General features: G+C 59.2%; 7 protein-coding genes, 1 pseudogene and 1 riboswitch. Of the genes and pseudogenes, 4 read left to right on the top strand and 4 right to left on the bottom strand.

What is annotated here, in order from left to right; genetic code table 11:
• Window positions 1–8: 8 nt before the first annotated feature.
• Complete coding sequence (locus ACTG1P_RS18080) at window positions 9–788, top strand: hypothetical protein (RefSeq protein ID WP_440001865.1); 780 nt, start codon at window positions 9–11, stop codon at window positions 786–788.
• Between the two features lie 81 nt (window positions 789–869).
• Here ACTG1P_RS18080 and ACTG1P_RS18085 read toward each other — a convergent pair.
• Window positions 870–1,912 (bottom strand): annotated as a pseudogene (locus ACTG1P_RS18085) (IS481-like element ISAs19 family transposase).
• A gap of 361 nt (window positions 1,913–2,273) precedes the next feature.
• On the opposite strand from ACTG1P_RS18085, the gene ACTG1P_RS18090 reads away from it, so the two are divergent.
• Complete coding sequence (locus tag ACTG1P_RS18090; protein ID WP_440001867.1) at window positions 2,274–3,428, top strand: 3-phenylpropionate MFS transporter; 1,155 nt, start codon at window positions 2,274–2,276, stop codon at window positions 3,426–3,428.
• Window positions 3,429–3,505: 77 nt separating this feature from the next.
• On the opposite strand, the gene ACTG1P_RS18095 is transcribed toward ACTG1P_RS18090, so the two are convergent.
• The 3 genes from ACTG1P_RS18095 to ACTG1P_RS18105 are packed head-to-tail and all read right to left on the bottom strand — an operon-like array spanning window position 3,506 to window position 5,571.
• Window positions 3,506–4,723, bottom strand: a complete 1,218-nt coding sequence (locus tag ACTG1P_RS18095) for a hypothetical protein (protein ID WP_440001868.1) — start codon at window positions 4,721–4,723, stop codon at window positions 3,506–3,508.
• Between the two features lie 7 nt (window positions 4,724–4,730).
• Window positions 4,731–4,940, bottom strand: a complete 210-nt coding sequence (locus ACTG1P_RS18100) for a helix-turn-helix domain-containing protein (RefSeq protein ID WP_108612585.1) — start codon at window positions 4,938–4,940, stop codon at window positions 4,731–4,733.
• A gap of 7 nt (window positions 4,941–4,947) precedes the next feature.
• The gene (locus ACTG1P_RS18105) at window positions 4,948–5,571 is read right to left on the bottom strand and encodes a DUF2975 domain-containing protein (RefSeq protein ID WP_440001869.1); all 624 of its coding nucleotides are present in this window, start codon (window positions 5,569–5,571) and stop codon (window positions 4,948–4,950) included.
• Between the two features lie 224 nt (window positions 5,572–5,795).
• On the opposite strand from ACTG1P_RS18105, the gene ACTG1P_RS18110 reads away from it, so the two are divergent.
• Window positions 5,796–9,251 carry a hybrid sensor histidine kinase/response regulator gene (locus ACTG1P_RS18110; protein WP_440001870.1) on the top strand — a complete coding sequence of 1,152 codons (3,456 nt, stop codon included), beginning with the start codon at window positions 5,796–5,798 and terminating at the stop codon, window positions 9,249–9,251.
• Between the two features lie 234 nt (window positions 9,252–9,485).
• A riboswitch (cyclic di-GMP riboswitch) is annotated at window positions 9,486–9,573 on the top strand.
• Between the two features lie 101 nt (window positions 9,574–9,674).
• Window positions 9,675–12,269 (top strand): glycosyl hydrolase family 18 protein, encoded by a 2,595-nt coding sequence (locus tag ACTG1P_RS18115; protein ID WP_440001871.1) that lies wholly within the window; start codon window positions 9,675–9,677, stop codon window positions 12,267–12,269.
• Window positions 12,270–12,396: the final 127 nt, after the last annotated feature.

The following is a 12,396-nucleotide window of genomic DNA, read 5'->3' on the forward strand; positions in this document are numbered from 1 at the left end:
TTATCATTATGAAGTTCATCCATTTTATTTTTTTGTTTTCAGGTGCTGTGATTGCTAATTGCAACGAAAACTGGGCGCACGTACAAAAGATAGAGTCCGCTAACACATATGTTGTGAAAAATAAATCCTTTTTCTATTTTTATCCATTCGAAAAGTACAAATCTGAAAGTTTATTTTTGATTGAAGGTGACAATTTTCATTCCTATTTTAAAAGCAATGACTACATTTTTGGTAGTTACATCAGAACAAATGGCTCTGTTGTAAGTGGTTGGCTAAAAGCTGAAACATTAGTTGGTTCATCATCTAAATCGCATTACTTTCCACCAGAAGTGTCGAAATCTGATTTTGTTATTATTTCACCCTATAGAAACATCGAGTTAGGAAGTTCATATGAGCAGTTTTATAAAACATGGGGTAAATGTGAGATAAACAAGCAGCCAGATATTGGTATTTCAGGTAATTTCCTTGCCAAGGGTGATGAAACATATAAATACTTCGATCACTTTTGGAAAGGTTTTACAATCAGATCATCAAATATAAATTATCAATTGACAGGAATGGATTACAACTATTATAGAATAACAACTATAACAATTAACAGTAATAAATACATGACCAGCAGGGGTATTACAATAGGAGATACTACGGATAATATATTCGCTTCCTATGGTAAGCCATTTAATTTAGATAAAGTACAAGTAATATATAAATTTAAAAGCAACACGCTGTCATTCGATATTAATAATGGTTTGGTCGAAAGGATTGTTATGGATGAACAAGCAGAGTGAAAGTTTAAAACGCGCACCTATTCTCTACTATCTGTATAGATCCTGTTATCACCTGACACCGGCCTCAAACCGGTGTCTTGTTTACGCTACTTTAGTGCGCACTTCCTTCGGTATCAATTTCAGACCCTTCCTGAACATGCTGTAGGGGGTTTGCCCCTCCATCATCCTGCCCTGATGTGGCCGCTGGGTGTTGTAGTGCTCTAGGTAGCTATCCAGGTCTGTCTGCATCTGCTCTACCGACTCATACCAGGTCGTTCTCCCCTTGATACGGAAGTGTTCATCCAACAAGGTTCGATGTAGCCGCTCGATAAAGCCGTTGCTCTGTGGCCTGCGTACCTTGGTTGTCCGGTGCTCAATCCCCTCCAGTTGCAGGAACAGCTCGTAGGGATGGTGGTCAGGTCGTCCACAGAACTCGCGCCCGTTGTCCGACAGGATGGTATAGACCCGTGCCTCGTGGGCCTCGAAAAACGGCAGCACCGTTTCATTGAGTACATGAACTGAGGTCACCGGCAGCTTGCTGGTGTAGAGCCGCCCCCAGGCGTGGCGACTGTAGCAGTCCAGCACGGTTTGCAGATACACCTTGCCAACCCCCTTGAGCGCGCCGACGAAGAAGGTGTCGACCGCCACCAGTTCTCCGGTGTAGTGAACCTCAATCTGGCGTTCTCGAAACTCGGGGCTGAAGCGCTCTAACAGGCGAATCTGCTCGTCATTGAGCTCAATGGTCTGCTCCCGGTGCGTTTTCTCGAGGCGCAACAAGCGGTCGTGTTTGGAGAGCAAGTCGTGACGTTGCCACACGCCACGCCCCCCCCCCCCGCACTGACATTGATGCCCTGCAGAGCCAGCTCTTGTGCAACCCGCAGAGGGCCATGAGTTGGTCTGGTGAGGGAATAATCGAGGATGGCCTGTTCAATCTCGGGAGCGACCCGATTGGGATGAGCCCCTTTACAGCCGGGCAATTTGTCGAGCAATCCCTCGGCGCTATAGGTCTGGTAGTTACGGCGAATTTCGTAGAACTGCTGACGGCTGTAGCCGATGAGCTTGCAGGCTTTGCTGACATTATTGAGCTCTTTGGCGAGCTCTAGCAGGCTGAGTTTGCGACGTGCTACTTTCTCGTTGGTGGTCATACGGTGACTCCGGATAACACGGTAGGGGTACCGTTTTGTTATCCGGTTTGAAGCCGTATGACCATTCCCTTTTGTGGGCAACTGTCAGGTGAATACCATCTCCATACAATTTAAGTTTGAATGCGAGATGCAGATCCTGGTGATAAGAAAAAGTGATCAGGGGACAAAAAAGAAACCCGCCATGGGCGGGTGGAAGGATTGCAACACTAACCAGGAGGAGGTGTTATCAGGTAGACCCCGCTTCTTCGGTAATAGTTCAATTTTATTGAAGTTTTTTCGTTTTCTTCACGGGGTTTCCATCGGGATCTGCGGGGGCGGATGGGTTATCATTCTGCTCCCGTCATCCGGTTGCAGAGGATCTATGCCCGCGTTTTCCTGGTTAGCGCTCTTTTTCGGCGCCTTCTATTTTGTCTACGGCGCTTACTTGCCGTTCTGGTCGCTCTGGCTGGAGGGGGTGGGCGTCAGTGCCGAGATGATAGGTCTGCTGCTGGGGGCGGGGATGGCGATCCGCTTTGCCGGCAACCTGATGGTAATGGGGCAGATCAAGGGGGCGGGTCATCTGCTGCCGGTTACCCGATTGCTCTCCCTGCTCAGTCTGCTGGCCTTTCTCGGCTTCTACCTCAGTCATAACCTCTGGTGGCTGGTGGGCTTGACCCTGCTGGCGAACTTTATCTATCCGACCCTGATGCCGGTGGGGGAGGCGCTGGCGACCCGCATGGTGGTGCAGGCGCACCTCGATTACGGCAAGGTGCGGCTGTGCGGCTCCTTTGCCTTTATCGTCGCCTCTACCCTGGTGGGGGCGCTGGTGGGCAACTTCGGTAGCGACTGGATTTTGCACACCATGGTGGCGGGGCTGGTGCTGATGCTGCTGCTCAGCTGGTTGCCGCTCTATCCGGCGCCACAGGATAGTCAGGGCGAGCGGGACAAGGCCTCTTTGCTGGCGACCCTGCGCAGCGCGCCGGTGCGCCGTTTCCTGTTGCTGACCGCTCTGCTGCAGGGAAGCCACGCCGCCTATTACGGTTTCAGCGCCATCTACTGGAAGGCGCAAGGGTATAGCGGCACCATCATCGGCTATCTCTGGGCGCTCGGGGTGGTGGCGGAGATCTGCATGTTCGCCGCCGACAAGCGTTTCTTGCAGCGCTTTGGCGCCCAGAGTCTCTTTATCGCCGGTGCCATTGGTTGTGTGGTGCGCTGGGTATTGCTGGGTGCCTCGACCGAGCTGTGGGTGCTGGTACTCGGGCAGTTGCTCCACTCGGTGACGTTCGGTATGAGCCATCTGGGGGCTGTGCGTTTTATGACTCGCCAGCTACCGGCCGAGCAGTTGATCCCGACCCAGGCGCTCTATGCAGCCCTTGGCCTCGGTATGACGGTGGCGGCCCTGATGGCGCTCTGCGGCGTGCTGTTCGAGCCTCTCGGCGGCGGCATCTTCTTCCTGATGGTGCTGGTGGTGTTGCCGGTGTTTTTCCTGCGGCTGCGCCCCTTTGTGCCCTCTACGCAGGAGAGGGCTCCAGCCTGATATTTGTCTATTTGAATCATCACCTAACAAAAGGGAGAGCCACGGCTCTCCCTTTTTTGTTGCTGCGGTTTGCGGCGTTACTGCTGCTCGCCAAGATAGTGGCGGCTGAGTCGGCGCCAGGTATCCGAGCCGATGGTGCCTGCAATCAGCTCATTGGATGCGGCATCAAAGCGGCCATCCGGCAGCCAGCCCAATTGGGGCAATAGTTGCGCCAGCATCACGTCATTGTGTTGCAGCTCCCGCTCCAGCACTTCCCAGAAGGCGCTCCCTTTGACGTAAAAGAGCGGGTAGTAGGAGCGATCGCCCGCCATCACCTCGCGGGCCGCCCGATAGAGGCCGCTCTCGCTATGGGGCAGCTGTTTGCCCCGCTCGGCCAGCTCGTTGACTGCCGTGACCTGATGCAGCCGGAAGCGGCGCAGTGCCTTGATGGCGAGGTACTCGGCGAGGCTCTCGTTGACCCAGGTGGGTTGCGGCTCGGAGCGGCGAGCGCTGAGGATGTGTACCGCCTCGTGGGCCGAAGTGCGCAGCAGGCGCAAGGGGGCCTGTGGCGTCGGTTTGCCATTCATGATGGGGTAGTTGGCGACAAACACCTGATCTCCGGCGGCGCCGCCGAGGGAGCGGGTCGCCACATCCCGCCCCAGCCACACCAGTTGCCACGGGTGAGTGGGTGGAGCCACATCGAGCTGGAAGGCCAGATAGTCGATGATCTCATTCAGTTGCTGCTGCAGACCTGGCAGATCGAACTGGTTGGCTGCCCCGTCATGGCTCAGCACCAGCCGCGGATCCGGCTTGGTGACGGGCACAGTGTCCAGACCGAATGGCAGGATCAGCGGCGGCTGGTTGACATCCGGCAGCGGTTGGCAGCTGCCATCCGGCAGACAAACCTTTCCTTGGTGGCTCCCCATCTGGCGCACAAAGTTACCCCACTCGGTCAATAGCCACTGGTCAGGGGCAAACAGCAGCGACTGTTGGGCCGAGGCATCCGCACCCAGTGCCGGAGCCGTTGTGAGCGTGATCTGCCAGCCGATCTCTTTGCAAGAGAAGGGCTGGTTGAGGGCAACCGGCTGGTTGTCTGCAAGGCAGACCAGCGCGGGGGAAACCGGCGCGGTACTGCCAGGCAACTGGCGGGCGGGGAGTAGGGTAAAAGGGGGCTTGCCATGCATGGTGAGGCGCACTTGCAGCACATTGGCACTGGCGCCCTGCTCGATAAGGTAGCGTGGGCCGCTCGCGCCATCGGCGGCGCAGGCCCACAGCGGCAGTAGCCACAGGGCAAACTGGGTGATATGACGACTCATAAGGGGGTTAGCGCTCCTGCTCGTAGCCCAGCAGATCGCCGGGCTGACATTTAAGTTCACGGCAGATGGCCTCCAGGGTGGAGAAGCGCACCGCCTTGGCGTGGCCATTCTTGAGGATCGAGAGGTTGGCCTCGGTGATGTTGATGCGCTGGGCCAGCTCGCGGGCGGTCATCTTGCGCTCGGCCAGCAGGGCATCGAGCCGGATGATGATAGGCATAGGATCCTCACACCGTCAGTTGCTGTTCGTCGGCCAGCAGTTTGGCCTCGCGCATGACCAGTGCCAGCGCCAGTACGATCAGTCCCGCCAGCAGTAGCCGGAAATCGGATGAGCTGATGGAGACGGAGCCATGTATCTCGGGTCCGCTCATGGTGAGGACGGTATCGAGCAAGGGGGTCTGGATCAGCTCGACCAGGAAGGAGACGCAGAGCAGCACTCCGATCTGCCGGTAGCGGCGGATCTGCTCGAAGGTGAAGAGCAGGCCGTGGCGGTAGCCGCGAAACAGTTGGCGCAGTTGCCACAGCATCAGCATGAAGACCAGATCTGGCAACAACTGCACCAGGGTGCCGAGCAGTCGGTTGGCGGTACGCAGCGGATAGTCGGCAATGGTAAGAGGCGGCTCTGGGAAGAGGTCGAGGGACGGCGTTTCACCATTGGCCAGCGGCACGCCATTGAGAATGTGCGAGCCGCTGCTGTGGATGATCTGGTTGAGCTCCTCTTGCAGCAGGTCATTGCCGCCAAACAGGTGGGACCAGGTCTCCATCAGGGTAATGGCGGGGGTGGCGAGCAGGGCAAACAGCAGCAGCCACTCGATCAGAACACTCAGGCGTTCGAGTTTGGTCGTTCTCATCATGAACCTCATGGTGGGGGCCATCTCGCTGGCGAAATGGCTTGGAGTTTATTGTTTATCAATATGCAGATGGGCGAATGTTTATCGTTTTACGATATTCAGTCAAGGCAAAACTTATTGAAAAACGATAATTTCAATCTGTCCGAAGGGGATGACTTTTGGCTGCTGCCTCTCTAGACTGACGAGGCTGTATACAAAAAATCAACATGGACAAGGAGTTATCGATGCACCAGGGATGGCTGCTGATCGGATTGTCGCTCACCTATCTGGGGCTGCTGTTTCTGATAGCCTTCGTGGCAGACAAGCACAAACGGCACCGTCTCAAGGGGCAACCGCTGCTCTACAGCCTGTCGCTGGCGGTCTACTGCACCTCCTGGACCTTCTTCGGCACCGTGGGGCAGGCGAGTGAATCCCCCTGGTCGCCGGTGCCCATCTATCTTGGTCCCATGCTGGTCTTTCTGTTTGGTTGGCGGCTGCTGGCCCGCCTTATTCTGGTGGCCAAGCGCGAGCACATCACCTCCATCGCCGACTTTATCGCTGCCCGTTACGGCAAATCCCAGCGGCTCGCCATGGTGATCGCCCTCATCGCCATCATGGGGATCCTCCCCTATCTGGTATTGCAGCTCAAAGCCATCGTGACCGGGTTGGATCTGCTGATGGTCAACAGCGGCGGCATCAGCCCGACCAGCAATACCAGCGAGTTGGCGCTCGGGGTCACTCTGCTGCTGGCGCTGTTCAGCATCCTGTTCGGCACCCGCCACCTCGATGCCACCGAGCACCACAGGGGGATGGTGGTGGCCATCGCCTTCGAGTCGGTGGTCAAATTGCTGGCCTTTATCGCGGTGGGGGGCTTTGCCCTCTGGCTGATCCTGAGCAAACCGGGCGAGGCTCACGAGAAGGTGACCCGCGACTTCTTTGCACAGGTGGTAGCGGTGAGCCCAGGCAACCTGCTGGAGCTTGCCATCTACACGGTGCTGGCGATGTGCGCCGTTATCTGCCTGCCGCGCCAGTTTCATGTGACTGTGGTGGAGAACAATCAGGGGCAGGATCTGCACTGGGCGCGCTGGATCTTCCCGCTCTACCTGTTCGTGATGGGGCTCTTCATCTGGCCGCTGGCGCTGGCGGGCAAGCAGTGGGTGGGGGCCGACATGGCCTCCGATACCTATGTGATCAGTCTGCCGATGGCCCTCGGTTTCGATGGCATGGCGATGCTGGCGTTTCTCGGCGGCACCTCGGCGGCCACCGGCATGGTGATCGTCTGCACCATCGCGTTGGCGATCATGGTGAGCAACGATCTGGTGCTGCCGGTGCTGCTGCGCCGCTTCTGGCGGCAGGGGCGCGACGAGCGGCTGGTACGGCTGCTGTTGCAGGTGCGCCGTGGCGCCATCTTGCTGATCTTACTGGCGGCCTGGGGGCTCTACCTCTGGCTCGGCGATCTCACCAGCTTGTCGCGCATCGGCTATCTCTCCTTTGGCGCGGTGGCCCAGTTTGCGCCGGCCCTGCTGCTCGGCCTCTACTGGCGTCACGGCAATCGCAAGGGGGTCTATCTTGGGCTGAGCCTCGGGGTAAGCCTCTGGTTCGTGACCCTGCTGGTGGAGAGCGGGCTGCTGGCCGGTTCACCGCTGGCCGAGCTGCTGGCGCCGCCGGACTGGCCCGCGTTTCGCGAGTTGAGTCTCGGGGCCTGGTGCATCTTCCTGAGCCTGCTCTTCAACCTGCTCGGCTATGTGGCAGGCTCGCTGCTCTCACGCCCTGCGGTGAGCGAGCGGCTGCAGGCGGCCAACTTTGTCGGCAAGCCGAGCCGCGATACCGCCGCCCTCTATCAGGCGCGGGTCTCGGTCAAGGAGCTGGAGATGCTGGCGGCCCGCTTTGTCGGTTCAAGCCGGGTCAAACGCGCCTTTGGTCGTTTCGCCGGTGAGCGGGGCGGCACCCTTGCTCCGCAGATGCAGGCCTCGGCCGAGCTGATTGCCCACACCGAGCGGCTGCTGGCGGGGGTATTTGGCACCTCATCAGCACGGCTGGTGCTCGCCTCTGCCCTGCAGGGGCGCAACATGCAGCTCGAGGAGATCGCCACCATCGTCGATGAGGCCTCCGACGTGTTTCGCTTCAACCGCGGCCTGCTGCAGGGAGCGATCGAGCATATCGGGCAGGGGATCTCGGTGGTGGACAGGGAACTTCGGCTGGTGGCCTGGAACCGCCGTTACATCGAGCTGTTCCACTATCCGCCGGGGCTTATTCAGGCAGGGCGTCCCATCGAGGAGATCATCCGCTACAACGCCCAGCAGGGGCTTTGCGGCCCCGGCGATATCGAGGATCACGTGGCGCGGCGGGTCGCCTTTATGAAGCGGGGCAGTGCCCATATCTCGGCGCGGGAGCGCCCGGACGGGCGGGTGATCGAGATGCAGGGCAACCCCATGCCCGCCGGCGGTTTTGTCATGACCTTTACCGACATCACGCCGTTTCGCGATGCAGAGCGGGTGCTGCGCGAAGCGAACGAACATCTGGAGGCGCGGGTGGCCGAGCGCACCCGTGAGCTCTCCGAACTCAACCGCCAACTACTGCTGGTGAACCAGCAGGTGGAGCGGGCCAACCACTCTAAGAGCCGTTTTCTGGCAGCGGTCAGCCACGATCTGACCCAGCCCCTCAATGCGGCCAAGCTGTTTACCTCCTCCCTGCTGGAGATGTTGCCCGATGCTGGCGAGCAGGCCCGTATCGCCCGCCATATCGATGATGCGCTGGGGGCGACCGAGGATCTCATCACCGATCTGCTCGATATTTCGCGACTCGAAGCGGGCAAGTTCAAGGCCAAAAAGCTCGATTTTGTCTTGCGTGATCTGTTCGACAACCTCAAGGCGGAGTTTGGCGTACTGGCGCAGGCGGGGGGGATCCACTTCTCGGTGGTGGAGAGCAAGCATGCGGTGCATAGCGATGTGCGGCTGCTGCGCCGAGTGCTGCAGAACTTCCTCACCAATGCGTTTCGCTACAACCCGGGTGGCCGGGTGCTGCTCGGTTGTCGCAAGTCAGGAAGCAAGATCCGCATCGAGGTGTGGGACAACGGCCCCGGCATCCCGCAGGACAAGCAGGAGGCGATTTTTGACGAGTTCTCCCGTCTCGATCACTCCCGCACCGCCAAGGAGCAGGGGCTGGGTCTGGGGCTCGCCATCGCCCGCGGCATCTCGCAGGTGCTCGGTCATCAGCTCACCCTGCAGAGCTGGCCGGGCAAGGGGTCGGTTTTTGCGGTGACCCTCAATCTGGCGACCCGGCCGGTCACGGCCCATCAGCTGGCGGCGCCAGTGGTGCGCGACAGCCAGTTGGAGGGGGTCGCCGTGCTCTGTATCGACAATGAGCGGGACATTCTGACCGCCATGAGCACCCTGCTCGGCCGTTGGGGCTGCGAGGTGCGTTGCGCCGTTGATCTGGCCGAAGCCGAGGAGCTGGTGGCAGACGGGTTTGTGCCAAGACTGGTGCTCTCCGATTACCACCTCGACGATGGCAAGACCGGGTTGGAGGCGCTGGCAGCCCTGCAACGGGTGTGTGGCGACGAGCTGGGAGGCATCATCATCAGTGCCGATCGCAAGAGCGAGTTGCAGGCGCAGATCCGCGAGCGGGGGTATGGCTACATCAGCAAACCGGTCAAACCACTCAAACTGCGGGCCCTGATGAACAGTCTGCTGCTGCGCTAGCCGCATCCGGGGCGGCTAGCCGTGAACCGGCTCACAAAACCGCGCAATGATCCTGTGGCCCGTGGTCATGGATGAATGCCGAAAACAGAGATTTATTGGCGAAGATCTCTTCATCTTCCTGCGTAATGGCTGCCAGTTACTCTTTTGGCTTGCCACTGTCGGTGAACGCCGACAGTGGCAGACCGGATTGGCTCACTCTATAGTCGGGATGCGATTTTTTGCATCGCAAATGAAGTAACCGAAGGGCAAACCGATCGCAAGATCGGGACGCAAAGCTTCCGGTCCAGGGATGAGCCGTACTTGAGATAGCGGGGCCACCACAGGTTGTTGTGCACCTTGCCAAGAGGCCGCACTGCCGTCTGCGTGACCTGTCAGGGCGTAGCCCTTTTCGTTGCCAACATAACGAAATAGGGAAATATAAAAATGCTAAGTCCAAAGCCTACCATGCTGGCCCTCGCGGTCGGTCTGTGCTGCGCCTCGTCCGCTTATGCTGCGGCGCCCGGCAAGCCCACCATCGGATGGGGCCCCACCAAGTTTTCCATCGTTGAAGTCGATCAGGCGGCCACTGCCTACAACAATCTGGTCAAGGTAAAGGATGCCGCCGATGTAGAGGTGAACTGGAACCTCTGGAGCGGCGATCTGGGCCAGAGTGCCAAGGTGCTGCTCAATGGTCAGGAGGTGTGGTCCGGCCCCTCGGCCGCGGCGGGCAGTGCCAAATTCAAGGTGAAGAAAGGGGGGCGCTACCAGATGCAGGTGGCGCTGTGCAACGCCGATGGCTGTACCCTCTCTGATGCCAAGGAGATCGTGGTCGCCGATACCGACGGCAGCCATCTGGCACCACTCAAGGCGCCACTGCAGGAGAACAACAAGCCCTACGCCAACAAGTCCGGCAAGGTGGTGGGGACTTACTATGTGGAGTGGGGGGTCTATGGTCGCAAGTTTACGGTGGACAAGATCCCGGCCCAGAACCTGACCCATATCCTCTATGGTTTCACCCCCATCTGCGGCGGGAATGGCCTCAACGACAGCCTCAAGGAGATCGAAGGGAGCTTCCAAGCGCTGCAACGGGCGTGTGCCGGTCGCGCCGACTTCAAGGTGGCGATGCACGATCCCTGGGCCGCCATCCAGATGCCGCAAGGCAACCTCACCGCCCATGACGAGCCCTACAAGGGCAACTTCGGCGCCCTGATGGCGCTCAAGCAGGCCTATCCGAACCTCAAGATCCTTCCCTCCGTCGGCGGCTGGACTCTCTCCGATCCCTTCTACTTCCTCGGTGACAAAACCAAGCGCGATGTGTTTGTCGGCTCGGTGAAAGAGTTCCTGCAGACCTGGAAGTTCTTCGACGGTGTGGATATCGACTGGGAGTACCCGGGTGGACAGGGTGCCAACCCGAAACTGGGTAGCCCGAGTGATGGTGCCACCTATGTGGTCCTGATGAAGGAGCTGCGGGCCATGCTCGACGAGCTGGAGGCCGAGACTGGTCGCCAGTATGAGCTCACTTCCGCCATTGGCGCGGGGGGCGACAAGATCCAGGATGTGGACTACAAGGCGGCCCAGCCCTACATGGACCACATCTTCATGATGACCTACGACTACAACGGTGCCTGGAGCAACACCGAGCTGGGCCACCAGACCAACCTCTATGCGGCGAGCTGGGATCCCGATACCAAGTACACCACCGACAAGGCGGTGAATCAGCTGCTGGCGCAGGGGGTTGAACCGGGCAAGCTGGTGGTCGGGGCCGCCATGTATGGCCGTGGCTGGACTGGCGTGAACGGTTATCAGGGCAACAACCCCTTCACCGGCAAGGCGACCGGCAAGGTGAAAGGCACCTGGGAGGACGGGGTGGTGGATTACCGCGACATCGTCAACAACCGGATGGGTGCGGGCTGGGAGAAGGGCTATGACGAGGTGGCCGAGGCGCCCTATCTGTTCAAGGCGGCGACCGGCGACCTCATCACCTATGACAACGACCGCTCGGTCAAGGCCAAGGGGCAGTATGTGCTGGCCAACAAGCTCGGTGGCCTCTTCTCTTGGGAGATCGATGCCGACAACGGCGACATCCTCAATGCCATGCACGAGGGGCTGGGCCACGGCGAGGGGGCGACTCCACCAGCCAACAAGCCGCCGCTGGCCAACGCGGGCAGTGACCTCAAGGTGACCGGCCCGACCGAGGTGACGCTGGATGGGTCGGCCTCCCACGATCCGGAAAATGGCGCCCTCACCTATAGCTGGAAGCAGATCTCCGGGCCGCAGGTTGGCTTGCTTGATGCCACTCAGGCCAAGGCCCGTGTTGTACTCGATGCCGTGGCCGCCGACATCAATCTGGTGTTCGAGCTGACCGTGACCGATGACCAGCAGCTGAGTGCCAAGGATCAGGTGGTGGTGACCAACAAGGCGCCGCAGGCCAATCTGGCGCCGGTGGTGAGTGTACCTGCCACGGCCTCTGTGGAGGCGGGCAAGCAGGTGACCATCAAGGCGACCGCCTCTGATCCGAACGGTGATCCGTTGACCTATCAGTGGAGCGTGCCGGCAGGCATCACCGCAACGGGCCAGAACAGCGCCACTCTGGTAGTCACCGGCCCGAACGTCACCAGCGACACCGGCTATGACCTGAGCGTCACCGTCTCCGACGGCGGGCTGGATGCCAGTGCGACAACCCGTCTGACGGTCAAACCGGCCAGCAGCGGCGGTGGTTGCACGGCGACTGATCCGGATGCGGCCAACTGGCCACTCTGGAAAGCGGCCAGCACCTATAACAGTGGCGACAAGGTGAGCCACAACCAGCTGGTATGGCAGGCCAAGTACTGGACCCAGGGCAACGAGCCTAGCCGCACTGCGGATCAGTGGTTGCTGGTGAGCAAGGTGCAACTAGGTTGGGATGCCAATGTGGCCTACAACGGTGGCGAGCTTACCACTCATAACGGCCGTCAGTGGAAGGCGCAGTACTGGACCAAGGGCAATGAGCCCGGCAAACACGACGTCTGGCAGGATGTGGGGGCCGCCAGCTGTAAATAAGCATTGAATGGTGGCGGGGCATGCCAGTCATGCCCCGTTTTTTCTCCCCGCTTCGCTACTCTCTGACGGGCCTGCCAACCGGTTTCTCCCAGCTTCTCTCTCGTCCCTGCAAAGTGCTCACTCCTGC

The organism is Aeromonas sp. 11P, from assembly GCF_051920165.1.
Lineage (GTDB): Bacteria > Pseudomonadota > Gammaproteobacteria > Enterobacterales > Aeromonadaceae > Aeromonas > Aeromonas veronii.

Coding starts and splice junctions, on each gene's coding strand:
- ACTG1P_RS18100 (WP_108612585.1), bottom strand. CDS start 4,940: ATGCCTATCATCATCCGGCTCGATGCCCTGCTGGCCGAGCGCAAGATG.
- ACTG1P_RS18095 (WP_440001868.1), bottom strand. CDS start 4,723: ATGAGTCGTCATATCACCCAGTTTGCCCTGTGGCTACTGCCGCTGTGG.
- ACTG1P_RS18105 (WP_440001869.1), bottom strand. CDS start 5,571: ATGAGAACGACCAAACTCGAACGCCTGAGTGTTCTGATCGAGTGGCTG.
- ACTG1P_RS18090 (WP_440001867.1), top strand. CDS start 2,274: ATGCCCGCGTTTTCCTGGTTAGCGCTCTTTTTCGGCGCCTTCTATTTT.
- ACTG1P_RS18110 (WP_440001870.1), top strand. CDS start 5,796: ATGCACCAGGGATGGCTGCTGATCGGATTGTCGCTCACCTATCTGGGG.
- ACTG1P_RS18115 (WP_440001871.1), top strand. CDS start 9,675: ATGCTAAGTCCAAAGCCTACCATGCTGGCCCTCGCGGTCGGTCTGTGC.
- ACTG1P_RS18080 (WP_440001865.1), top strand. CDS start 9: ATGAAGTTCATCCATTTTATTTTTTTGTTTTCAGGTGCTGTGATTGCT.